Annotated in this window: 22 protein-coding genes and 1 pseudogene; 4 read left to right on the top strand and 19 right to left on the bottom strand. The window is 60.1% G+C overall.

What is annotated here, in order from left to right; all coding sequences use genetic code 11:
- Positions 1-2: 2 nt before the first annotated feature.
- The 5 genes from ACYAS9_RS06515 to ACYAS9_RS06495 form a co-directional block, all read right to left on the bottom strand.
- Positions 3-512, bottom strand: coding sequence for an aromatic-ring-hydroxylating dioxygenase subunit beta (locus ACYAS9_RS06515; protein ID WP_463567506.1), 510 nt, complete (start codon positions 510-512; stop codon positions 3-5).
- 30 nt (positions 513-542) lie between these two features.
- A complete protein-coding gene (gene asnB, locus ACYAS9_RS06510) occupies positions 543-2,372 on the bottom strand; it encodes an asparagine synthase (glutamine-hydrolyzing) (protein WP_463567505.1) in 1,830 nt (609 codons plus the stop codon).
- 90 nt (positions 2,373-2,462) lie between these two features.
- Complete coding sequence (locus ACYAS9_RS06505) at positions 2,463-3,749, bottom strand: aromatic ring-hydroxylating oxygenase subunit alpha (RefSeq protein ID WP_463567504.1); 1,287 nt, start codon at positions 3,747-3,749, stop codon at positions 2,463-2,465.
- A gap of 620 nt (positions 3,750-4,369) precedes the next feature.
- A complete protein-coding gene (locus ACYAS9_RS06500) occupies positions 4,370-4,924 on the bottom strand; it encodes a cytochrome b/b6 domain-containing protein (RefSeq protein WP_463567503.1) in 555 nt (184 codons plus the stop codon).
- The gene (locus tag ACYAS9_RS06495) at positions 4,924-5,202 is read right to left on the bottom strand and encodes a PepSY domain-containing protein (RefSeq protein ID WP_463567502.1); all 279 of its coding nucleotides are present in this window, start codon (positions 5,200-5,202) and stop codon (positions 4,924-4,926) included. The genes ACYAS9_RS06500 and ACYAS9_RS06495 overlap by 1 nt, the downstream gene beginning before the upstream one ends.
- Positions 5,203-5,346: 144 nt before the next feature.
- On the opposite strand from ACYAS9_RS06495, the gene ACYAS9_RS06490 reads away from it, so the two are divergent.
- Positions 5,347-6,012 carry a response regulator gene (locus ACYAS9_RS06490; protein WP_463567501.1) on the top strand — a complete coding sequence of 222 codons (666 nt, stop codon included), beginning with the start codon at positions 5,347-5,349 and terminating at the stop codon, positions 6,010-6,012.
- Between the two features lie 41 nt (positions 6,013-6,053).
- Positions 6,054-7,370, top strand: a complete 1,317-nt coding sequence (locus tag ACYAS9_RS06485) for an ATP-binding protein (RefSeq protein WP_463567584.1) — start codon at positions 6,054-6,056, stop codon at positions 7,368-7,370.
- Positions 7,371-7,379: 9 nt separating this feature from the next.
- Here ACYAS9_RS06485 and ACYAS9_RS06480 read toward each other — a convergent pair.
- The 4 genes and pseudogenes from ACYAS9_RS06480 to ACYAS9_RS06465 all read right to left on the bottom strand — a co-directional run.
- Positions 7,380-7,643, bottom strand: a pseudogene (locus ACYAS9_RS06480) (gamma-glutamylcyclotransferase family protein); the annotation flags it as partial.
- On the bottom strand, positions 7,640-8,839 hold the full coding sequence (locus ACYAS9_RS06475; protein ID WP_463567500.1) for a type II toxin-antitoxin system HipA family toxin: 1,200 nt from the start codon (positions 8,837-8,839) through the stop codon (positions 7,640-7,642). The gene ACYAS9_RS06475 and the pseudogene ACYAS9_RS06480, both read right to left, overlap by 4 nt.
- Positions 8,836-9,087, bottom strand: coding sequence for a helix-turn-helix transcriptional regulator (locus ACYAS9_RS06470; RefSeq protein ID WP_463567499.1), 252 nt, complete (start codon positions 9,085-9,087; stop codon positions 8,836-8,838). Before ACYAS9_RS06470 ends, ACYAS9_RS06475 begins: the two co-directional genes overlap by 4 nt.
- Positions 9,088-9,169: 82 nt before the next feature.
- Entirely contained in the window at positions 9,170-10,363 is a 1,194-nt protein-coding gene (locus ACYAS9_RS06465) for an MFS transporter (protein WP_463567498.1), read from the bottom strand.
- Between the two features lie 141 nt (positions 10,364-10,504).
- On the opposite strand from ACYAS9_RS06465, the gene ACYAS9_RS06460 reads away from it, so the two are divergent.
- Positions 10,505-11,845, top strand: coding sequence for an aminotransferase-like domain-containing protein (locus ACYAS9_RS06460; protein ID WP_463567497.1), 1,341 nt, complete (start codon positions 10,505-10,507; stop codon positions 11,843-11,845).
- A gap of 148 nt (positions 11,846-11,993) precedes the next feature.
- Here the strand turns inward: ACYAS9_RS06460 and ACYAS9_RS06455 are convergent, their stop codons facing one another.
- The 6 genes from ACYAS9_RS06455 to ACYAS9_RS06430 all read right to left on the bottom strand — a co-directional run bounded on the left by ACYAS9_RS06455 (position 11,994) and on the right by ACYAS9_RS06430 (position 17,797).
- Positions 11,994-12,335: a DUF5713 family protein gene (locus tag ACYAS9_RS06455; protein WP_463567496.1), complete on the bottom strand. Its 342-nt coding sequence runs from the start codon at positions 12,333-12,335 to the stop codon at positions 11,994-11,996.
- A 20-nt stretch (positions 12,336-12,355) separates the two neighbouring features.
- Positions 12,356-13,309, bottom strand: a complete 954-nt coding sequence (locus ACYAS9_RS06450; RefSeq protein ID WP_463567495.1) for an ankyrin repeat domain-containing protein — start codon at positions 13,307-13,309, stop codon at positions 12,356-12,358.
- Between the two features lie 17 nt (positions 13,310-13,326).
- Complete coding sequence (locus ACYAS9_RS06445) at positions 13,327-13,689, bottom strand: SMI1/KNR4 family protein (protein ID WP_463567494.1); 363 nt, start codon at positions 13,687-13,689, stop codon at positions 13,327-13,329.
- Between the two features lie 128 nt (positions 13,690-13,817).
- Positions 13,818-16,193: a TonB-dependent siderophore receptor gene (locus tag ACYAS9_RS06440; protein ID WP_463567493.1), complete on the bottom strand. Its 2,376-nt coding sequence runs from the start codon at positions 16,191-16,193 to the stop codon at positions 13,818-13,820.
- Between the two features lie 120 nt (positions 16,194-16,313).
- On the bottom strand, positions 16,314-17,282 hold the full coding sequence (locus ACYAS9_RS06435; RefSeq protein ID WP_463567492.1) for a FecR domain-containing protein: 969 nt from the start codon (positions 17,280-17,282) through the stop codon (positions 16,314-16,316).
- The gene (locus ACYAS9_RS06430; protein ID WP_463567491.1) at positions 17,279-17,797 is read right to left on the bottom strand and encodes a sigma-70 family RNA polymerase sigma factor; all 519 of its coding nucleotides are present in this window, start codon (positions 17,795-17,797) and stop codon (positions 17,279-17,281) included. Before ACYAS9_RS06430 ends, ACYAS9_RS06435 begins: the two co-directional genes overlap by 4 nt.
- A 149-nt stretch (positions 17,798-17,946) precedes the next feature.
- Here ACYAS9_RS06430 and ACYAS9_RS06425 point away from each other — a divergent pair, with 149 nt between their 5' ends.
- On the top strand, positions 17,947-18,483 hold the full coding sequence (locus ACYAS9_RS06425; RefSeq protein WP_463567490.1) for a hypothetical protein: 537 nt from the start codon (positions 17,947-17,949) through the stop codon (positions 18,481-18,483).
- A 2-nt stretch (positions 18,484-18,485) separates the two neighbouring features.
- Here ACYAS9_RS06425 and ACYAS9_RS06420 read toward each other — a convergent pair whose 3' ends face one another.
- The 4 genes from ACYAS9_RS06420 to ACYAS9_RS06405 all read right to left on the bottom strand — a co-directional run bounded on the left by ACYAS9_RS06420 (position 18,486) and on the right by ACYAS9_RS06405 (position 21,771).
- Positions 18,486-19,445: a quinone oxidoreductase family protein gene (locus ACYAS9_RS06420; protein WP_463567489.1), complete on the bottom strand. Its 960-nt coding sequence runs from the start codon at positions 19,443-19,445 to the stop codon at positions 18,486-18,488.
- A gap of 29 nt (positions 19,446-19,474) precedes the next feature.
- A complete protein-coding gene (locus ACYAS9_RS06415; RefSeq protein ID WP_463567488.1) occupies positions 19,475-19,648 on the bottom strand; it encodes a DUF1427 family protein in 174 nt (57 codons plus the stop codon).
- An 82-nt stretch (positions 19,649-19,730) separates the two neighbouring features.
- Positions 19,731-21,146 (bottom strand): Fic family protein, encoded by a 1,416-nt coding sequence (locus tag ACYAS9_RS06410; RefSeq protein WP_463567487.1) that lies wholly within the window; start codon positions 21,144-21,146, stop codon positions 19,731-19,733.
- Positions 21,139-21,771 carry a DUF4062 domain-containing protein gene (locus tag ACYAS9_RS06405; protein ID WP_463567486.1) on the bottom strand — a complete coding sequence of 211 codons (633 nt, stop codon included), beginning with the start codon at positions 21,769-21,771 and terminating at the stop codon, positions 21,139-21,141. Before ACYAS9_RS06405 ends, ACYAS9_RS06410 begins: the two co-directional genes overlap by 8 nt.
- Positions 21,772-21,820: the final 49 nt, after the last annotated feature.

Raw genomic sequence — 21,820 nt, 5'->3', positions numbered from 1 at the left:
CCTTACAGAATGATGCTGATGCGCCGCTGGTCATTGATGGTCTCGTGGTCCAGGCGGATGTCACGGCGCAGAATCCGCAAACCGTCCGGGCTGTCACGCAACACATGGGTGGCCTCACCAATAAAATTCCAGCTTTGCTGGTGACGAAACTGATGCACGACAAAGTTGCTCTTGATGGTCAGTTGTTCGCCGTCGCGGGTCTTGATCCGTACATTGCTGACCTGGCGCCGGGTACGTGACAACGGCTTCTCCATCCAGGTATGGCCACTGAGCAGGCTGTCGACCCGCTCACGCAAACGGGTGTAATCGTCGGCAATGATGAACAGACTGCGGTCTGGCTCCTGCTCGACCAGGTGACTCTGCAATGGCAGCACGCGGTACTGCGCCGCTTGATCGAACAGGCCAAACCAGGTTTCCAGCTCGCGGTTATCCAGCAGTTCGGCTTCATTGATCAGAAAGTCGCTGACCCGCAGCGGCAAGCTGTGGGCGCTGTCATGCAATGGCAGGCTCATGGGTGTTCCCCCTGAAAATTGGAAGAGGCATTACAAACGGATATCCACCTGATACAGCCGTAGCCAGCGGTCCAGATTGAGCAGGTAAGCAAGGCCGGCGGTGGGACTGCTGGAGGCACGCGGGCTGGGCAGTGGCTGCCCGAATTCAAGCAACTCGCCAACCCGTCGCGCATCGATCAGCGTGAACAGCGGCGAGTCGCCATCAATCAACAGTTGCCTGACCTGGCTGCGCAAAAGCTCCAGGTAGCGCGGATCGGGATTGGCTGGAAAACCACTTTTCTTGCGCTCGACAATCTCCAGCGGCAGCTCATCGCGCAGTGCATTGCGCAACAGGGTCTTGCCCTCGCCCGCCACGCTCTTGATCGCCCAGGGCACGTTCCACACGTAGTCCACCAGCCGGTGATCACAGAACGGCACCCGTACCTCCAGACCGACCGCCATGCTGATGCGGTCCTTGCGATCAAGCATTGCGGGCAGCCAGCGGGTCAGTGCCAGATAGGTGACTTCGCGCTGCCGGCGCTCGACCGGACTCTCACCTTCCAGGTGCGGCACTTCTGCCAGCGCTTCGCGGTACCGCTGGTCGATGTACGCAGCGGGCGCCACCTTCTCGGCCACTTCAGGGCGCAGCAATTGCCACAAGCCACTTTTGCCGGCCAGCCAGGGAAAGCCGTCGTGCGCCAGCGCCTGTGCATCGTGAAAGAACGGATAGCCACCGAATACCTCATCGGCCGACTCGCCCGACAGTGCCACCGTGGTGTGCTGGCGCACCTGCTGAAAAAGCAGGTACAGCGAGCTGTCCAGCTCTCCCCAACCGGGTAAGTCACGGGCGCGCAGCACCGCGTCTTCCTGCGCCAGAACCTGTTCGGGTGCAACCTGCAACGTCGTGTGCGACGTGTGCAGATAAGCTGCGGCCTGTTGCGCGTAGGGTTCGTCCCAACTGCTTTGCCAGGGCGTCGGCACAAAGCCCTCGTCACCACGGGTGAAATCCACGGAAAAGGTCGGCAACTCACGCTTATGCGCTTTCAATGCGTGGGCGGCATAGGCGCTGATACCGCTGGAGTCCAGACCACCGGAGAGCAGACTGCCCAGCGGCACATCGGCCACCAGTTGCTCCTCGACTACCTGGCGCAATAGGTGACCTACCTGCCGAGCGGTCTGCTCCGGGCTGTCATTGTGCGCGTGGGCTGTCAGGTGCCAGTAAGGCCGCTCTTGCCAGCCGTTGGCATCGAAGCGCAACGCATGGCCGGGCTTGAGCTGATGCATGCCTTGATAAATTCCATGGCCCGGTGTGGGCGCCGTGCTTAGCGCAAACAACTCGGCAACGCCACTGGCATCGAGTACCGGGCGCACCTCGGGATGGGCCAGGATTGCCTTGGGCTCAGAGCCAAACAGCACACCACTGGCGGTTGGAAAGTAATACAGCGGCTTGACCCCGAATCGATCGCGCACCAGCCACAGGCTCTGGTCGCGGTCATCCCACAGGGCAAAGGCAAAGATCCCGTTCAGCCGCGCAAAGGCCTGCTCGCCCCATTGCAGGTAGGCGCGCAGCACCACTTCGGTATCCGATAACGTTCTGAACAGCTGCCCCAGAGCTTGCAGGTCGCGGCGCAACGCCTGAAAGTTGTAGGTTTCGCCGCTGTAGGTCAGGACGACCTCGTCACCGGCGCTGGCCATGGGCTGTGCGCCATTGGCCAGGTCGATAATCGACAAACGTCGATGGCCCAGCAGTGCATGGGGCGAGGCCCAGAGGCCTTCGGCATCCGGCCCGCGTTGCACCAGGGTACGGGTCATGTTTTCGATGATATGACGCTGGTTTTGCAGGTCCTGCGTCCAGTCGATCCATCCAGCAATTCCACACATGAATAACATCCTTGCAGTGCCCGATATTCCCCACGTAGCCAAACCTGTTGGCGCGCGGCGGATCTGCCAGGAATCAGTGAGAGGGTTGGACTAGACGGCAATGGCCAGATGACGCAACACGCCAGCGCCATGGCCGACCGGCTCGCCCAGGCGCCGGCCCCACTCGCGCCAGAAGCTGCGGTTCTGTTCTTCGTCGGTATGCCGCTGCGTGCCGGGCCCCATGCCGCGCGAAAAGTCGCTATAGCCCAATGCGGCGTGGGCATAGGCCTGCTGGCAGGATTCGAGAATTTCAACATCGTCCGGGGTGCCAAAACCTCCAGGACCGATAAACGAGATCAGGCCGTTGATGCGGGCTGCGCGCTCTTGCGGACTCTCGTCGCTGAAACCTGCGCCCCATACCGTGACATTGACCTGGCCCGACGAAACGGGAAAAAACGTGCGGATGTTAAGGCCAAGGATGTCGTTGATCACCAGGTTGGGAAAGATGAACAGGCTCTTGTTGGTGTGGGCGATGGCCTCGGCGCGCTCTCGGCCAAAACGCTGCACCAGGTGCTCGAACTTGGCAGCAATGGAGGGTTTCAGTTCCTCGGGAAACAGCGGGCTCCAGTAGGCAATCGGGCGGCCGGTGGAAGGCGGACCGCTCATGATCAGCGCATGCCCGTTGCCCAGTGCCAGCCCAAGGCCGGTGCGTTTGTGCGAGGCCGGATCCGTGCCCAGGGTGTTGAGGTATTCAAGGTAACGTTTATGCGCAAATGGCAGGTGATAGGCGTCGACCCCGTTCTCGGCCAGCAGCTTCCAGTTGGCCTGGATCGCATGTTCGAAGCCGCCCGGAATAATCTCCAGGGACGCCTCGGACTGGTCGAGGATCAGGTCAATATAATCGGTCGCTTGCCCCAGATAGTCCTCAAGCGAATTCTGCGTGCGGGCGAAGTGAACGAACACAAACCCCTTGTAGGCAGAATGCTTCACCCGGTGCAATTTCAGCCCGGCATCGCACTGGCCCTTGTACTCATAGGCAGCCTTGTCAGGCTGGCCGACCAGTGCGCCATTACCGTCATAGGTCCAGCCATGGTAGGGACAGGTGAAACGCTGGGTATTGCCTTGCGGCTCGGCACAGACCTTGGCACCACGGTGCGCACAGGCATTGAGAAACACGGTGACATCACCGCCGGCCTGACGCTGAATGATCACATTGCGCCCACCCACATTACGGGTCAGGAAGTCCCCGGCCAACGGCAGCTCACTCAAGTGCGCCAGATACAGCCAGCTTTTGTCGAAGACGACCTCCAGTTCCTGTTGGTAAAGCTGCGAAGACACGTACGCCTGCCGATGGACTTTAAAGTAACTAAGGTTATCGGTCTCTATCAATCCATTCACGCCAACACCTCCATTAACGCGCCGCGAGAAACGATTAAAAACCTAGCACGTAAAATCGGGACCAGTTATAACCTTTCACCATTACCTCATAACCGGACGACAAACTTACAACCTGTAAAAAATATTTCTTATTTTTGAGTAAAAAAACAGGACCGTTATTGCACTCTTAAGGAGGGAAGGTCTGAACATTGGGTGCACGCCGACGAAAAACCTAGCAAACACTGGACAAGAGGCTATTAGCGATTATTCATTGCCAAGCTAATCCCATGTAGCGTTTATCGAATACCGACTATCGGACACCCTGTACGACCACACGGCGAAAGTCTGTTTTTTGGGCACGGTATAAAAATTTCAAGCACGACTTATATTCAACGCGGCCTATTAAAAGCGGGCCACTGTCAGAAAAGCCACAGCACTTTATTCCCCTCTAAGAGCACTCACTGCAATCACGCCCTTTTACTCATGCCATTGCCCACTCGCGGACACGGCGACGCCTTGGCGCCCTTCAACCACACGCTTAACCAGATAGCGGCTGTCCTGGACAGATTGGCAGATCGGATTGAGCCTGCACCCTTTTGCGTGGGGGCGCGCAACAGGATCAATAGCAGATGACGCCCGAATCAATGATCGTCAGGGCGGTGGTCGCCTGGACGTGCCCGCCGGCGTCCGGTGAGCATCGACAGCGGCAGGTTTTCACGCAGGCGCAGGCTTTCTATCACTGCGGCACAGACATGCAGGCCAACCAGAGCCACCAGGCTATTGGCGATCCAGCGGTGCAGGTCTTCGGGCCAGTCGGCGCCCCACAGGGCATCGACTTCTTGCATCAGAAAGCCGGTCAGCGCCAGCGCCGCCATGGCGGCCATCATCAGCACCATCACCAGCGCACCCAGAGGCGAATGGCCCAGGCGATGAAAATCCCGGCCATGGCGCAAGGCACTCAAGTGAGCCCGCACGCGCGCAGGTGTCGGCCAGAAGTCTGCCCAGCGTGCGCTTTGCGGACCAATAAAGCCCCACACCAGCCGCAGCGTCAGCCAGCCGGCAGCGTAATAACCCAGCCAGGTGTGCCAGTCGTCACCGGCCTCGTTGAAAAAGTAATTGGCGACGAACACGCCGGCCACCGACAGGTGAAACAGTCGCACCAGCGGGTCCCAGAGGCGTATCGTCGCCGCCTTCATCAGCCTTTGATCTCGGTCTTCACCGCCTTGCCGCTGACCGGGTCGTGGTAGATCTCGACCTTGCGTTTTTCCTTGTCGAAGCCATAGATCTCGTAGCAGTTTCCATCGGTGACCTTGAACTTGCTGATCTCGTAACCGGCTTCGCGCAGCTTGGCCTGAAACGCTTCGGCGTCTTGCCAGGTGGCGCGATCGGCGGTGGTGCATTGCGGGCCGGCATAGGCGCCGACGCTGGCCAGCAATAACGTGGGGAACAGGGCAACGCGCAGCAGGCGGGACATGGTGGGGCTCTCCATTGTTTGGGAGCCCTAAAGTGCGGCGACAAGCTTAATAAAGTCTTAATGAGTAACGCGCGGTAACATTTGCTTACTGGCGGGCGGCAACCGAATCGCCATGATTGCGGGCTGAAAACAGAGGTCACACGCATGCGCGTACTGTTGGTGGAAGATGATCGCGCCCTCGCCCAAGGGATTCGCGTTGCCCTGCGCGGCGAGGGCTATGTGCTGGACTGGGTCGCCGATGGCCTGGAGGCCGAGCACGCCTTGAGCTGCGAGCCGTTCGACCTGGTGCTGCTCGACCTGGGCCTGCCGCGTCGCGACGGCATTACGCTGTTGCGCGGCATTCGTGGCCAGGCCGAAGGCAACGTGCCGGTGCTGATCCTCACCGCCCGTGACGCCGTGGCCGACCGTATTCAGGGGCTGGATGCCGGTGCCGACGATTACCTGGTCAAGCCGGTCGACCTCGATGAGCTCAAGGCGCGTATCCGGGCGTTGCTGCGCCGCAGCCAGGGCCGCGCCCAGCCGCGTCTGGAGCATGCCGGCGTCAGCCTCGACCCGGCCACGCAAGAGGTGTTCTACCAAGGTGTCACGGTGGTCATGACGCCGATGGAATATCAGTTGCTGCACCAGTTGCTGACCCGTCCCGGCGTGGTGGTCACCCGCGAACGCCTGAGCAGCACGTTGTACGGCTGGCAGGAAAGCGGCCCCGGCAACACCCTCGAAGTGCTGATTCATAACCTGCGCAAGAAGCTGTTTCCCGGGCTGATACGCACCGTGCGCGGCGTTGGCTATCTGGTGGAGCGCAACCAGTGATCTCTATCCGTACGCGCATTCTGGCGCCGACTCTGCTGCTGATGATCATCGGCAGCCTGACCCTGGTATTGCTGGCCCTGCGCGACAGCCACCGCGAAATCGAAAACGTCTACGACGCGCAACTGGTACAAGCCGCGCGGCTGATGCAGGGCGTGCTGCAGCAATCGCCCGCCGGACGCGATTGGCAGGCGCTGGAAGGTGAACTGAACAACGCGCTCAACCGCTCGGTACCGGGCATTGTTTCTCACCCGTATGAGATGAATGTCGCGTTCCAGATCTGGTCCGCCGACGGCCGCCTGCTGCTGCGCTCCGAAAACGCCCCGGCGCTGGCCGAGGTGCCCTCGCCCGGCTTGCATGACCTGATGTACGAAGGCCAGGACTGGTGCGGTGTGTTGCTCGAAGATCAGGCGCTGGGCATCCGCATCTGGGCCGGCGAGCGTGACGATTTACGCCAGGACCTGATCCAGAAAATCGTCCATCACGCGCTGTTGCCGACGCTGGTCGGCCTGCCGCTGTTGACCCTGTTGATCTGGCTGTTGCTTGGCTGGGGCCTGCACCCGTTGCAGCGTCTGGCAAAACAACTGCGCGATCGCCCGCACGACAGCCTCGAGCCGCTGCCGGTCCAGGCCCTGCCACCGGAACTGGAGCCGATGCGTTCGGCGCTGGATCATGTGCTCGACCAGTTACGCGCCCTGCTCGACCGCGAACGCCGCTTCATCGCCGATGCCGCCCACGAGCTGCGCACGCCGCTGGCCGTGCTCGACATTCATGTGCGCAATGCCCAGGCCGCCAGCGACCCGCACGAGCGCGCCGAAGCGCTGGCGTTTCTGCAACAGGGCGTGGGTCGCATGACCCGCATCGCCAGCCAGCTACTGACCATGGCGCGCCTGGAACCGGCGGCCCTGCCCAGCCAGCCCCTGAACCTGACCGAGCTGATGCGCGAAGAACTGGCCGAGCTGACACCACTGGCGTTGCGCAGGGACGTCGAGCTGGTGCTGGACAGCGAAGAAGACTGCCTGCTGCTCAGCGAGCCGGCCGCGCTGACGATCATGGCGCAAAACCTGATCAGCAACGCCCTGGCCTTCTCACCGGCCGGCAGCGAAGTGCGCCTGCACCTCAGCCGCCATGCCGACAACAGCCAGATGCGCCTGCAAGTACTGGACGAAGGTCCGGGCGTCAGCGAAGCGGAGCTTGAACGTTTGTGCGACCGCTTCTACAGCGCCGGCAACCCCGAAGGCGCAGGCCTGGGGCTGGCCATCGTCGACATGATCTGCCGCCGGCTGGGGCTGACCCTGCGGTTTTCCAACAGGGCGCAGGGCGGGTTATGCGTTGAGGTGCTGATTCCGCTGACAGGGTGATGGCGGCGATCAGCGCTGCACGTACACCCAGGCTTCAGCGCCCGAAGCCAGCACCACGGCCACGCGCTGGTAATCCGAGACCTCATAGGCATCTGCCGCCGCCAGTTCCGCCGGCGTGATTTCAAACACGCTGCCGGGCACGCGATCGTCGGCCACGCCGCTGTGGCTGACGATGGGGTGATGGGTCTTGCCGCTGGTGGCCAGCACCGCAGGGTCGGTGATTTCCACCCAGTCCTGACGAAAGCCCACCAATGCATCGGCATGATCGCTCAACCAAACGTCTGAATAAACGGCCCTGCACTCTGCCTGATCGCCGCGACTACATGTGGCGCCTGTGCACAGTGTTCGGGAAAACGGGCCAGGACTCGTTCCAAAGCATGCAGCAATCCGCGAATCACCTCTGCCGGCCGCTCGACCGCGCAATTTTCCGCAAAATCCAGAAGCCCCTGCCGCGAGGCAAACAATGATTTGTTGCCTGCCAGATCAAGCGCCAAAACGTCTTGCGGGATATAGGCAGTGGTGTTGACGATGTCGTAAGCCGGCGCCAGTCGTGCGCTGCGCTGGGTGGGGTCGGTGTACAGCAAGCCAAAGTTTTTAAGGTGCGCATCGCCGTTACCGAGGATGCAACTCAAGGCGACGATGGCGAACAGTTGCTTCAGTGAGCCTTGAACCTGATCGGGCGCGCAGTACATGCGAATCGCCTTGGCAATCGCCGAATAGCTCTTGCTGTACTTCTGCTCGGTCGCCAGCCCCATGAGCACGGCCATGTCTTCAAAACCGACAGGCTCAAGTTGCTCATTGCGATCAAAGCGGCGCATGACAAACAGCTTTGCGTTATCGGACAGGTAGAACGGAGGCACTTCAATACCCGCTTCTTGCGCAACCGACATGCAAAGAAATTCATTGATCGCCAGACCAGGGTATTCATCCCTGCCGCTTTTTATGATCAGTTCCGGGGTTTTCGAGGTGAACCTCTGCGCGTCCGCCTGGACTTGCTCGGGCACCATCACCTTGGGCTGAACGCCGGAAATTCCGGCGCGCAAAATGTATCGGTCGACCAGATCGGCAAAGATGTCTTCAGTGCCATCCCAGGTCAGGATTTCATTCAACCGTTCGCCCGCAAAGACCTGACGCTTCAATAACGCATCGACGTCGGGCGAGTTTACGAACACCCGGCCGATTGGCGAACTGCTGCCCGATAACGCCAATAGCAGCATCGGATCGACATTCACGGTTTTGGCCAGTCGATTGCGCAACTGCTCAAGTACATAGCCTTCGGGCAGGTTCATCTGAAAGATCGGCATCAGTTCGCGATGGCGATACTCATCGGCCCGCACCGGCATCAGCAAACTGATCGCGGCCTGTGCAGGCGCCTCTTCGTTGTAGCGAAACAGGTAATCCTCACCGCTGGTGAGGACCTTGCCGCTGCCACCCTGAGGCGTGGCGACCTTCAAGATTGCACGCTTCAATCAAATAACCCCTGCACTTCTTCCAGCGTGGGATATCGCGCGGGCACCACATTCAACTCGCAATCCAGCGCCGCCAGCGCCTGGGCATAAGCGGCCAGGCTGACCGACAGGCTGCCTTGCTCGATGGCAATGATCTTCTGCCGGGTCAGGCGCGACAATGCCGCAAGGCTGGCTTGGGTATGGCCGCGATTAAGGCGCTTTTCGCGTATTTGTTGGCCTAGGCGAGTGGCGATGAGTTCATAATCCATGTCTTGTATACGTGACAAACCAAATGAGATGTAACGTATACGCAACCCTGATAAAAATCAAAGTCGGCCGCTGTACGGCAGCTCAGATCACCGAAACAGCTGAACGAGCAGGTGCCTTCAGCACGTTTACCGCCGCCACCAGCACCAACAGCGCCAGACCCACACACAGCCAGTTACTGCCCTGCCAGCCCATGCCGCTCAGCAACAGCGCCGGCGCGAAGGCGCCAAGGGTCGCGCAGATGGCGATGGCCAGGTCGTTCTGGCCTTGCACCTTGAAGGCCTGCGCCTGGCCGTCAAGCTGTTGGGCGAGCAAGGCGCCGCTGCCGACGTAGGTCAGGTTCCAGCCCAGGCCCAGCAGAATCAGCGCGGCGCTGACGGCCACGTAATGGCTCGACGCGATATTGACCGCTGCGCTGGCGATCAGCAGCCACAACCCAAGGCACAAGGTGGTTTTCAGCCCGAGTCGCTCGATGATCCAGCCGGTGAAAAACGACGGGGCAAACATCGCGATCACATGCCACTGAATGGCCAGACGCATGGCGCTGAAGTCCTCATGCATGTGCTGCATGTGCATCGAGGCCTGGATCATCAGCAGGTGCATGATGAAGTAGCCCAGCGCCGCGACCGCCATGGCCAGCAGGATCGGTGGTGTCAGAGACGAGCGCTGGCTGCCGGGTTGCGATGCGGTGCGCGGCCGTACGGCCAGGCCGCTGTCGCTCGGCAGGCAAAGGGTGACCAGTGTCGCCAGCGCAGCCAGGCCGATGAACGCGACATAGCACAGTGCAAAGGCCTCATGAGCGCCCACATCGCGCAGCCATTCAGTCAGCGTCGGCCCGACCACGGCGGCGATCACGCCACCGGCGACCACCAGCGAAATGGCCTTGGGCTTGAGGTGCGCGGCCAGATTGTCGGTGGCGGCAAAGCGGTTGAAGTTAGCGAATGCGACATACACACCGAGCGCGGAATGGCAGACCACCAGCAGCAAAAAGCTGTGCTGGACGACCGCCTGATAGCCGCTGATGCCGGCAATGGCCAACGCAACGTTGCCCAGCAGAAAGGTACGTTTTCGGCCCCAACGGCCCATCAGCCAGGCCACCGGGTAGGTCGCCAGCATCAGCCATAAAAACTGAAAACCATATGGCACCGTCGACAGCGCGGGCGCGGGGGCCAGTGCAGCGCCGACGGTGGCGGCCATGGTCACCGACATGACCGCGCAGGTCAGGTTGATCGATTGAGCGGCGAAATACAGCCAGGTTCGGGCCGGGAGTGTACGCATGGGGTGTGCTCATCCAGTGGTCTGGTTGATGGAGTACCGAAACCGGATAGTGCCGTGTACCCGTGCGCAGCAGGCTCACAGTCGACACCCTTTGCAGCGAACTGTTAGGCTGTTTTTCCTAACAATAATCCGGGATCAGCCATGCCCAGCCAGCCTTTCCATGCCCAGCTCAAGGCGCGCCTGCAAGCCGGCGAATGGACCGTGGGCCAGCGCCTGCCGTCGATTCGCCGCTTCGTTGCCGACACCGATGCGACCTACCACCAGGTGGTCTCGGCCTTCGCCCGGCTGGTCAGTGAAGGCGTGCTGGAAGCCCACGCGGGCAGCGGTTATTTCGTCGCCATCGGCGCACGCCCGCAACACAGCGAGCCGGAGCCTGAGTGCATGGCCGGTGATCCGTTGTTCAACTTTCTGCAAGGCGGACCGCACTACACCAAGCTCGGTTGCGGCTGGTTGCCCGCCGGCTGGAAAGACACCGACCTGCTGACCAAGGCGATTCGCCGCACGGCGCGCCTGGAGCAGAATTCGCTGGTCGAGTACGGCGATATTTCCGGCTATTTGCCGCTGCGCAAACAGTTGTGCGTGCACATCAAACGCCTGACCCGCATCGACACCCGCCCCGGCCAGATTCTGACCACGCTGGGGGCGACCCACGCACTGGACCTGATCGCCCGGCTGTTGATCAAACCCGGCGATACGGTGCTGGTGGATGAGCCGTGCAACGGCAACCTGGTGCGCCTGTTGCAACTGAACGGCGCGCAGGTGATCGGTATCCGGCGCACTGCCGAAGGCCCCGACATTGCCGAACTCGAAAGCCTGCTGGCACGTCAGCCCGTCAGGGCGTTTTTCTGCAACAGCACGTTCCACAATCCCACCGGCGGCACGATCACGGCGAACAACGCATTCAATGTGCTGCGCCTGGCCGTCAGGCATGACTTTTTCATCATCGAGGACGATGTCTACGGCGACTTCAGCCCCACCGCCCGGCAAACCTTCGCCGAGCTGGATAACCTGGAGCGGGTCATCTACGTCGGCAGCTTTTCCAAGTGCCTGTCGGCCTCCTTACGGGTCGGCTACATCGCCTGCCCGCCAGCGCTGGTCGAGCCGCTGACGCGCCTGAAACTGCTGACCTGCGTGGCGGTGCCGGCGTTCTGCGAGCGCTTCGTCAACACCATCCTCGCCGACGGCACCTACGCAGGGCACATGAAGCACCTGCGGCAGAAACTGATCGAGCAACAGAACAAGACCCAGCGCGTACTGAAAAACCGTGGCTGGCAGTTCGAGATCGCCCCTGAAAGCGGCATGTTCATCTGGGCACAACACCCAGCCATTGCCGACCAACAGGGGTTTATCCACAGGCTTGAACAGCACGACATCCTGTTGCTGCCAGGCTCGGTATTTTCAGTGAGCCGTAACTACCAGGCCTTTCTGCGGATCAACTGCACGCACTTTTCCAAGGGTGTGGAAAAGCACTTCGTGGTCTGAAAAGGCTATGCCTGCATTATGTGCTGCACCGTCGCAGGACCGTAGGACCGACTTTAGTCGGGAACAGTCGTTACGCGGTGCCTGCTTCCCGGCTAAAGCCGGTCCTACGCACCAATACGCGCTTGGAATATATTGAAAACGCCCGCGCTTACCACTCCCGTGGTGCAGTCAGCTCTTCGATGTCGGCCTCGGCGAAACCATACGCCGTGGCGATCCAGGCAAAGTCTTCGGCCAGCGCATCGCGGGCGGTGCTTTCGATTTCGCTGCCGTGTTCTTCGAAGGTTTCCTGCAGGCCGTTAAGCCGCTCGGTGGCGGCATGGCTCAGCACGTACAGCGCTTCAAGGTCGGCCGGTTTTTGCTGCTCGATCTGTCGGCACAGGTCGACCAGCACGTCTTTGCACAGGTCGACGACCTCGTCGGGAAAGTAGTCATCGGCGTACATGCCTTGCAGGAAAACGTGGTCGCCCATAGCGGGATTATCGATGCTCATGAAAGCTCCTTGGTCGTGATTTAAAGAATGCCTTTGTCCCAGTTCAGCGTGCCCCAGGGACGGGTCTTTTTACTGTCCAGCCGCCAGGTGTCGTCGGTGCGCACGGCGGCGTAAAGCGCCTCATAACGCATCGGGCCATCCGGCGCCTGGCGCGTCATCAACGTGGCGCGCCGGCCTTTGTTTTCGATACTCACCAGCGCTTCGCCGGGGGTGTAATCGGGCGGCCAGCCGATGCTGTTGCCACGGCCCTGCGGACGCGGCTTGAGCGTGCAGAACCGCTCGAAAATGCCTGCAAGCCCTTGACGGACGAAGTCCCAGTCCAGCTCGCGAACGCCAACCTGTTCGCTGTGTTGATAGCATTCGGTTTCCCAACGATTCATGGCCAGGATAAAGCCACGCAACACGCTGGCAGGGTCGCTGTGGTCGACATCGGACAGGTTATCCGCCACGGGCGGCCACGGCAGATAAACTTCTTCGGGCAGCAGCGGCGGGCAGGCGCCACGGCTCAGCAGCAACGCCACGACCTCGGCATGCCCGCGCTCTTGCGCCATCGACAGCGCATTGCGGCCATGACGGGTCTGCGCCTGCACATCGGCACCGGCCTCCAGCAAGGCTTCGACGATCTCGACACGCCCTTGCAGCGCCGCGACCATCAACGGTGAATGCTCATAATCGTTACCGGTCAGGTCTACCCCCGCACCGGCGCCGAGCAACAACTCAAGAATATGCAGGTCACCGGAATGCGCCGCCCAGCCCAGCGCGGTAAAGCCCATGGCACGGTCGTGCAGGTCCAGGTCGGCGCCCTTGTCGATCAGCAAACACAGCGTCTCGATGTGCCCCGCAATCGCCGCTTCGATCAGCGCCGTACGGCCGGGCATCTTGTCGGCAAAATTGATGTCCGCCCCGTCGTCCAGCAACGCTTGCAAGCGCTCGTTCTGCCCCGCAGCAGCGGCCTTTAACAATGCTGTACTCATGAGATTTCTCTTATTTGTCAGTCGTCCGGCAGCGGGCAACCCTGATCGACCCACGCCAGCAACTCATCGGCCACCCCATGAAACTCCTCGCGGGCCATGCTGCCGTGATCGACCAGAAACACCGTTGCCGGTTTCAAGCCGGGCGCCACCATCACCGCCCTGCCCCCGCCATCGTCACCAATGGTTAACCAGCCTGGGCAGTAAGACTGCACCTCATAGGTTTTGTTACGTTCAAGCAGTTCATCAGGGGCGTAAAAGCGGACGTAGTCGCCATATTCGGCACCGTTGGCGTGTTTCAAGTGCTCACGTAATGACGTGGCCAGGGGCTGGCCGAGCCAGTGTTCGAGGGCCTGAAAGTGGTCTTCGTGGGGACAGGACATACGCAAAAGTCTTGTGGGGAAATGAGCCGGTGAGCATACCGCGATCGGGCAGGGTCAATGTGTGTGCGAGGGGAAGTTCAAAAGCGGTAACGCACCTGAAGATCAGGTGCGCCAGTGAGCGGTAAAAATCAGTAGGTGTACTTCAGGGAGGTCATGAAGTTGCGTGGCTCGCCGTAAACACCACAGCATCTCGGGCCGCCGGCAAAGTATTCCTTATCGAACAGATTGTTCAAATTGAACGAAGCGGTAAGGTTCTGGTTGATTTCGTAACGTGCCATCAAGCTGGCAAGCGCATAGCTACCTTGCGTGAAGTACTTGAGGTCCGTCCCGGTCTTGCTCTGCCAATTGATGCCACCGCCCACGGTCAGTTTGTCCAGCGCGCCGGGCAGACGGTACGTGGTAAACGTTTTCAAGCTATGGCGCGGTACTTGAGTAACGATACGCGCGCCTTCGTTATCTTCGATGACACTGTAGGTGTAGCCGCTGGTGAACTGCCAGCCATCGACAAGTTCGCCACTGAGTTCCATTTCCAACCCTTGGCTGGTCGTGCCCTGTTCGGAGGTGTAGTTGGTGAACGTACCGTCATCCACAAGGACGGCGAGATTATCTTGCTCGGTTTTGAACAATGAAAAGCTTGAGGTCAGGCGACCGTCGTTGAAGCTGGCCTTTGCCCCGATCTCGTAGCTACTGCCCTCTTCCGGCGCCAAAGGCGATTGGTTGATATCGCGCACATAAACAGGTTGAGGATTGAAGATCTTTGTATAACTGGCATACAACGACCAGGTCTCGTTCAACGCCTGGACCAGGCCGGCGTAGGGAATGTAGACGCCGCTTTCACGATGGCTGGTCTTGCTCGTGACTCCATTAATACTTGTGCTGTCCCTGTTGCGCTTCCAATGGGTAACCCGATTACCCAGGATTAACTGAGTCGAGTCCGTAAGGTGCAAGCGCGTGCTCAAGTAGGCTCCATACTGATATTCATGCATGTCGATATCAGCGGTCTTTGGAAAGGCAGGTTTATTGAGGCTGCCGTCCCAGTCGAGCAGGTTGGGAATACTGCCGTTATAGCCGGTGTAGGGGTACATCCAGCTTCCGTAGGCCGGGCTGTCTTCACTTAAATCCGACAACGTGGCGCCTGTGATCAGCTCGTGCTCGCGGTTGAACAGCGAAAAGGGCCCTGTGGCGTACAGGTCCAGGCTATTTTCCTTAGGGTCACCTCTGAAACGCGCCGGTGCAATATAGGCACCGGCCCCCGTTGCCTGATTAACAGAGCCCGCCATATAAGGCACCACGGCACTACTACGGTACTGGTTATATCGATACTCGGCCTTGGCGCTCCATCCCGAGTCGAATGAATGCTCCAACGAAGCGAAAACACCGCTCAACTCGTTATCGTAATAGGACCAATCGGGAGCATTGTTGGCCGAGCGCTTGAAATCGATACGCTGACCATTGTTGTAGTACATGAGGTATCCGCTGCGCATCGGCGAATTTGCATCGCTGGTCTGAAAGTTAAACCCGAGTGTCAGCAGCGTGTTTTCGCTCAGGTCGATCTCGCTGATGCCGTAAAGCACCGATTCTTCTTTTTCGAAACGATCTACCCAAGCATGCTGATTCTTATAGTCAGCCACCAGGCGACCGCGAATGTTGCCTGACTCGGTTAATGGCCCCGACAGGTCAAATCCGCTGCCGTAGCGATCCCAACTGCCCGCCTCCGCTGTAAAACTGAATTGTGGTTCCAGGGTCGGGCGCTTGCGGATCAGGTTAATGGTTGCCGAAGGTGTGCCCATACCACTGATCAGGCCGGTAGCGCCACGCACAACTTCGATGCGGTCGTAGACCGCCGCACTTAAACGCTGATTGGCCAAGGATGAGGATGTACGAACCCCATCAATTGCGTAGTTATTGAGGATGAAACCGCGTGAATAGAGCAAGTCATTGTCGATATCCACCCCGGCACGGCTGACCGTTATTCCGGCGGTCGCATCCAGCGCATCAATAACATTTTCGATCCGTTGATCATCCAGCCGTTGGCGTGTCAGTACAGTGACCGATTGCGGCGTTTCTTTAGGGGTCAGGTTGAGTCGCGTCGAGCTGCTCGTTGAGTAGGTCGTGTACAAACCCGTCCCTTCGGTAATCGACCCCGGCGCCTTGCCGGAAATCGTCACCGACGACAGCTCCAGCGCCTGCTCTGCACTGACACTCGGTACCACCGTGACATTGCCGCTGCCGGTCACCAGCACATCCAGCCCGCTGCCGGCCACGGCCTGTTGCAACGCCTGGCTGGCGGTCATTTCACCGTGGATGGCCGGCGCCTGTTTGCCGCTGACCAGCGCCGGGTCCAGTGACAGGATCAGGCCGCCCTGGCTGGCGATGCGATTGAGCGTATCGGCCAGCGCGCCGGCAGGCAGGTTGAAGGTCTGGGTGCTTTGCGCCATGACCGGGGCGCTGATGGCGGCGACGGCGATGGCCAGCGCAAGGGCGGGAAACCAAGGGTTGTGCACAGCATGCTCCTGATGATGTTTTTAATTGTCTTCAGGAGATAGGTGGGACGAAAGATGAAAACCGGACACGAATGAGAAAGACTTTCAAAAAAATGCAGAAATCCATTGATGACACGCACATCAACGTGCCCCGATCAACGTCACCCACGGCGTATAACGCTCGATCTTGATAGGCAGGGTTTCGGCCAGCGCCTGCAAGGTGCGCTGCGGGTCGTCGAGCGGGAAAACGCCCTGTACACGCAAGCCCTGAACCTCGGGCGCCAGATGCAGAATGCCGGTCGAGTACGGGCGCAAGGCGTCGATCACTTCGCTCAACGGCTCGTCAAGCACATTGAGGCGGCCGTCGAGCCAGGCGGTTCGGCGCAGTGGGTCGTCGTTCAGTGTTTCGATGCGCCCGGTGCCCATCAAGACGGCCTGGCCTTCACTCACATCGCGTTCGCTGCCGTCGAGCAGGCGGGCGCGGACGCTGTGTTCCAGCACCACCAGACGGGTGGCGTCGCGCTCTTGGCCGACCATGAAGCGGGTGCCCAGCGCGCGGGCTTCGCCTTGGGCGCTGCGTACGCGCAGTGGCCGTCGCGGGTCGGCGGCCACCTGAATGATCAGCTCGCCGCGACGCAGGATGATCAGCCGCTGGCTGGCGCTGAAATCCAGGTCTACGGCGCTGTCGGCATTCAGGCTCAGGCGGCTGCCATCGGCCAGCTCGACAGTGCGCCGCTCGCCGGTGCCAGTGTGCAAATCGGCCAGCAACACCTGCCCGGTGCTGCTGCGTGCTGCCAGCCACAAACCGCCGCCCAGCAGGCCGATGGCGGCCAGGCCGCGCAACACATCGCGGCGCGAGGTCGAGGGCGTGAGCAACAGGCGCCGGGCTTCGTCCGCCTGGCCGGGCTTGTGTCGCTCCAGCGAGCGCACCACGTTGAACGAACCGCCGATGCGATCCTGCAGGCGCTGCCAGGCTTGCGCATGGGCCGGATCGTGCTGCAGCCAGGCGTCGAATTCAGCCTGTAGACCGGGCTCGTGATGCCCGGCACTCAGGCGCACCATCCAGTCGACGGCCTGCTCGCCCAACGGATCGATCACCGGCCGGCTCACGGCAGCGCGTCCGCCAGATAGCACTGGCACAGCGCCTGTTTCATGTAGCGGCTTACCGTGCGCTCGCTGAGGTTCAGTTTGCTGGCGATGTCGACATAACTCAGGCCGTCGAGCTGGCTGTAGAGGAACACGCTTTTGACGATCGTCGGCAGGCCCTCAAGGACGCGGTCGATGGTCAGCAGCGCCTCGATCAGCAGGTGTTGTTCTTCCGGCGACGGCGCCACCCGCTCCGGCAGCAGGGCCAGACGCTCCAGATAGGCGTTTTCCAGTTGCCGGCGCCGGTGGCGATCAAGCAGCAGGCGTCGGGCGATGGTCGACAGGTAGGCGCGCGGCTGCTGAATGCTGTCGGGGTCGACCTTGGCCGCGAGCATCTGGCAGAACGCCTCGGCAGCCGTGTCCTCGGCGTCAGCGCGATTACCGGCATGGCTGCGCAGCCGTCCCTGAATGTGCTGCAGCAGCCAGCGATGATGGTCACTGAAGAAGAAACCCAGCTTGCGAGTCGAGGATGTAGACACCGTTCATGATCCGGGATTTGAAAATCGTTCTCATCTTACGGGGCCATCAGAAGGCCTGCAATGCCGTCGTCCGACGCTCGTCACCGCCATCGAACCGCATGACCGCTTAGCAGTCTACCTAGCTGATTGTTCATTGCAGGTTCCAGCGCGTGCCCAGAATCATTACCGACGAAACGCCCGAAGACGTGGTGAAAGACAAGAGCACCCGGCTGTTTGGCACCCCCAAGGAGCGCCTGGATTTCTATCGGCGCGAGATCCAGTACGAAACCACCAACCTGTCCAACCGCACCAATGCCTATCTCACGGCGCAGTCGTTTCTGGTGATTGCCTACGCCTCATCGATGGCCAACATGAATCCAGACTGGGGCATGATGTTTACCCTGGTGATCCCGCCAATGCTCGCCCTGCTCGGCCTGCTCAATACCCTGAGCGCCTGGCCGGGTATTCGCGCGGCCTGCGAGATCATTCAGCACTGGCATCACAAGCAGGCGCAGTTGCTGAGCAGCGAGCCGGTCATTGGCCTGACTTATGACGACTCGCCGCTGTTCAGCGACTGGGAATCCAGCGAAACAGGCCCGAAGAAATCCTTGCTGTTCTCCAAGCGAGCGCCGTGGTTGTTCAGCATCTTCTGGGTGTTTTTCGGATTTTTCGCGTTGTTTCTGCAGATTCTGACCCTCGACAGTTAGGGTCAGGGAATCAGGATGATCTTCTCGCTGCGGCCCTCGTTGACCTCGGCATAACGCGCCAGCCCTTCGCTCAGCGGCGACTCCACCAGGCCGCCGGGCAATGCCAGCTTCCCTTCGTCGAAGAAGCGCCCGAACTGGTCGAGCATGCCGGCACAGGCCTGGCAGTCGTAGAGCAGCGAGTTGATACCGACCACCGAACCGCCCTTGCGGTACAGCGCCAGCGACGGCAATTGCACCTGGCCGTCGACCGGGGCGGCGATGATCGCGATGCGTCCCCAGGTCGCCAGCGCCGCCACCGACGCCGGCAGCCAGAAGCCGGTGGTGTCGAAGATCACATCGGCGCCACCCTTGAAGTGCTCATTCACTTGCCCGGCCAAGGCCTGCGGCTCACCCAACACAATCGACTCGAAACCCTCGGCGGCCAGCGCCTGTTGCTGATCGGGGCGGCGCACCGCACCCAGTACCTGGGCACCGAGCACGCGGCCCAGCGCCAGTGCCGCGCTGCCGACGGCGCCATTGCCGCCGATCACCAGCAAGCGTGTTTGCGCATTGACCTGACTGCGCTGCAACGCATCCCACGCGGTGGTGTACGGCACGCCGAGGCTGGCGGCCTGGGTAAAACTCAACGCCTCGGGTTTGAGTGCCACGCCGCTGGCCGGCAGGGTCAGCCACTGCGCATGCGAGCCGTTACGGAAGAAGCCGGGCTCTTTGCCGGTGCCCCACACATCCTTGCCCACCAGGGCTTGCGGGCCTTCGACCACCACACCTGCAAAGTCGCGCCCCGGTACACGCGGCAAGGTGGTGTAGGGAAAGCGCCCGAGAACGTTTTTCACATCGCTGGGGTTCAGGCCGGCGGCTTTCACCTGAATCAACACCTCGCCTTCGGCGGGCGCAGGGGTTGGCAGCTCGACAAACTCCAGGGCTGCGAGATCGCCAGTACGGGAAAATTGCAGTGCATTCATGGGTAACTCCGATCACAAGGGAAAAAGATTCAGGACAGCCAGTGGCCCAGCAACTGCTTGCCCGCCGGCCAGGCCTTTTCACCGAGCTGCATGCCCAGCAGGCCGATCAACGCCACGGCGGGCGGTGCGGGCGAGCGAAAATCCAGTGCGCCGTAGAGCAGGCCGACAGCGATGCCAATGGCAAGAGAGATGACAAAACTCATGATGAGCTCCGGGCAATCAGGGAATGCCCGCAGTCTAGGGAGATGGCGGCCGGGCTACCGGCCAAGGACTTCTGGATATCGGTCAGGTTGGGGAATCGGCAAGGCGTTGCCGAATACTTTCACCCAAGGACGTCAAACGATACTTCTGGTTTTTACTGGTGGGTTTGTCAGGAAGCGTCATGACGATGACGCCCTGCTCCAGAGCCGGAATCAGGTAGTGTTTGCGAAAATGTTCAGCATCGCTCAGGTTCAGCAAACGCTGGAGTTCTGCCCGCCTGGCGTTTCCCGTAAAGAGTCCTGCCAACCTGACGACTTCCGGGGCAACTTCCGGGGTAACTTCCGGGGCGAAGAATGTCAGCGTCACACCTGCCGACTTGCTGGAGCGCCAAACGGGTGCCCGCAGACCTGCTGCTTTGCACGATTGTGTGATCAGCACGCTACCGCGCCCCAGTTTCTCCATATACCCCAATAGATACAGCACATGAGCGATGTCGGGATTGCGCAGTACCGAGATATGCGCGCGGTCCAGTCGGTCTGCGTCGATCCCCTCAGGCAACTCGCCTGAATTCCAGATTTCAACATGACTTGGGCTGATCTCGACTTTGATACCGCCAGAGAAGCTGCCGTAGTCCCGATGAGCAAACGCATTGACGATGCCCTCACGGATCGCAGCTTCCGGGTACACGGCAATATCTTCTCGTTGAGTGCTGCCGTGGCTGAAGCGTGCTCGCGAAGGTGTATTGCGCATGACAAAGGCAAAAAGCTGTTCGATCACCTCGTTCATGGGGCCTGAAAAGTGCTGCAGATCCTGATATTCATCAGCGGTTTTGCTGCTATAGCACACGGCACGAACCCGGCCCTGCGGGTGCCGGAGAGCGGGATCCCGAGCCAGTAATATGTCGGCCGCATTGGTTAAACGGCCGTAGTGCGACAACGACAATTTTTGCAGTTGTTGCAAGAGCCCCAGGTTCTTGAGTTGCTCAACGATACGCGAGGCAGAAATCAGCTTGCGACACGCCTGACTGGACAGTTGCTCCACTTCCAGCTCCGATGAAAGCAGGCGCTCCCAGCGTTGCGGCTCTATCTGCTTGCGCAAGACCATATCGCGAATGGTGTCGATATCTGCCTTCTGCGTACGCTCATCCTGGCGGATGTAAATGTCGTTGCTGAATGCGTAGGGAATATCCTTTCCAGAGGGCACCTCGAACACGAGCAATTGAAGTCCATCTGTTTTCTGGACCTCAACTGAAAACAGCACAGGTGGCTGAATTCGTGACTTGAGTACAACCTCAAGCTGATGCGCTACATGCAGGGCATCTTCAACGCCCAGAACCTCGCCATACTCACCGATACCGCACAGCAGGTAGCCGCCTTCGCTGTTAAGAAATGCACAGACTGCGGGGCCACAGCTTTCAATATCGGCTTGAGGCAAGCACGCGAGCACCTGGCTTTTGCCGAGCGACAACAGTGCTCTGAGTTCAGGGAGTGTCCTATTCATTCTGACCTGCCAGGCGTTGGGCAACCGCAATCACATTGCCCAGGTGGTCCTTGAGGCGCTGCTCGACATCCTGATAGCGAGAAAACTGAGCCACCACAAACAAGTCGGCGTCATCGTGGCAATCAAATTTTTGTACCCAATTGCCCTGCCGGTCTGTGAGGGGCAATTGTTCCATGGTCGCATCTTCGTACATATCGATTATTTTCAGATCTGTGATGGACGCCGATCTGGGCTTGAGCGTGAGCTGTTCGCGCTCTTCACGTTTGCGGTAGCCGAGGTCGGCCAGCAAACGCCTGGAAAATACCACCTGATCGTGAGCGAGAAACCAGCGTGGTTTTTTCAGCGACACCGCTTTCTGGATTTCCTGATGAGTAATGGAAATACCGCTGCCATCGACACCGCTGCCATATTGCGGCGTGATGATGCCCAGAAAAAGATCGCATTGTTCTACGGCGGCCAGACAACTTTGAAAGGCTGTTTGACTGGATGACACCGGAACGGTGCCTTTATGCGACATCCAGACCTCATAACCAAAACTGGTCAGCAAGGTGTAAATCCGGTCAAGAAGCTCTTCCACGCCATAAACGGTGGAAGACACCATGATGATGGGCTTTTTCTTTTTCATACTCTGGGCTTGCCTGCCTTCGCTTCCGGCCCCTCAGTCGCCTGATGAC

The sequence above is a fragment of the Pseudomonas sp. HP_08 genome, from assembly GCF_055284095.1.
Note: the sequence above shows the minus strand (reverse complement) of the source record. Positions and strands in the feature narration are given on the sequence as shown.

Bases quoted from the DNA above. Each gene is read 5' to 3' on its own strand.
- ACYAS9_RS06445 (WP_463567494.1), bottom strand. From the start codon at position 13,689: ATGTCCTGTCCCCACGAAGACCACTTTCAGGCCCTCGAACACTGGCTC.
- asnB (WP_463567505.1), bottom strand. From the start codon at position 2,372: ATGTGTGGAATTGCTGGATGGATCGACTGGACGCAGGACCTGCAAAAC.
- ACYAS9_RS06450 (WP_463567495.1), bottom strand. From the start codon at position 13,309: ATGAGTACAGCATTGTTAAAGGCCGCTGCTGCGGGGCAGAACGAGCGC.
- ACYAS9_RS06420 (WP_463567489.1), bottom strand. From the start codon at position 19,445: ATGAATGCACTGCAATTTTCCCGTACTGGCGATCTCGCAGCCCTGGAG.
- ACYAS9_RS06490 (WP_463567501.1), top strand. From the start codon at position 5,347: ATGCGCGTACTGTTGGTGGAAGATGATCGCGCCCTCGCCCAAGGGATT.
- ACYAS9_RS06500 (WP_463567503.1), bottom strand. From the start codon at position 4,924: ATGAAGGCGGCGACGATACGCCTCTGGGACCCGCTGGTGCGACTGTTT.
- ACYAS9_RS06470 (WP_463567499.1), bottom strand. From the start codon at position 9,087: ATGGATTATGAACTCATCGCCACTCGCCTAGGCCAACAAATACGCGAA.
- ACYAS9_RS06410 (WP_463567487.1), bottom strand. From the start codon at position 21,146: ATGAATAGGACACTCCCTGAACTCAGAGCACTGTTGTCGCTCGGCAAA.
- ACYAS9_RS06515 (WP_463567506.1), bottom strand. From the start codon at position 512: ATGAGCCTGCCATTGCATGACAGCGCCCACAGCTTGCCGCTGCGGGTC.
- ACYAS9_RS06460 (WP_463567497.1), top strand. From the start codon at position 10,505: ATGCCCAGCCAGCCTTTCCATGCCCAGCTCAAGGCGCGCCTGCAAGCC.
- ACYAS9_RS06405 (WP_463567486.1), bottom strand. From the start codon at position 21,771: ATGAAAAAGAAAAAGCCCATCATCATGGTGTCTTCCACCGTTTATGGC.
- ACYAS9_RS06485 (WP_463567584.1), top strand. From the start codon at position 6,054: ATGATCATCGGCAGCCTGACCCTGGTATTGCTGGCCCTGCGCGACAGC.
- ACYAS9_RS06415 (WP_463567488.1), bottom strand. From the start codon at position 19,648: ATGAGTTTTGTCATCTCTCTTGCCATTGGCATCGCTGTCGGCCTGCTC.
- ACYAS9_RS06455 (WP_463567496.1), bottom strand. From the start codon at position 12,335: ATGAGCATCGATAATCCCGCTATGGGCGACCACGTTTTCCTGCAAGGC.
- ACYAS9_RS06495 (WP_463567502.1), bottom strand. From the start codon at position 5,202: ATGTCCCGCCTGCTGCGCGTTGCCCTGTTCCCCACGTTATTGCTGGCC.
- ACYAS9_RS06465 (WP_463567498.1), bottom strand. From the start codon at position 10,363: ATGCGTACACTCCCGGCCCGAACCTGGCTGTATTTCGCCGCTCAATCG.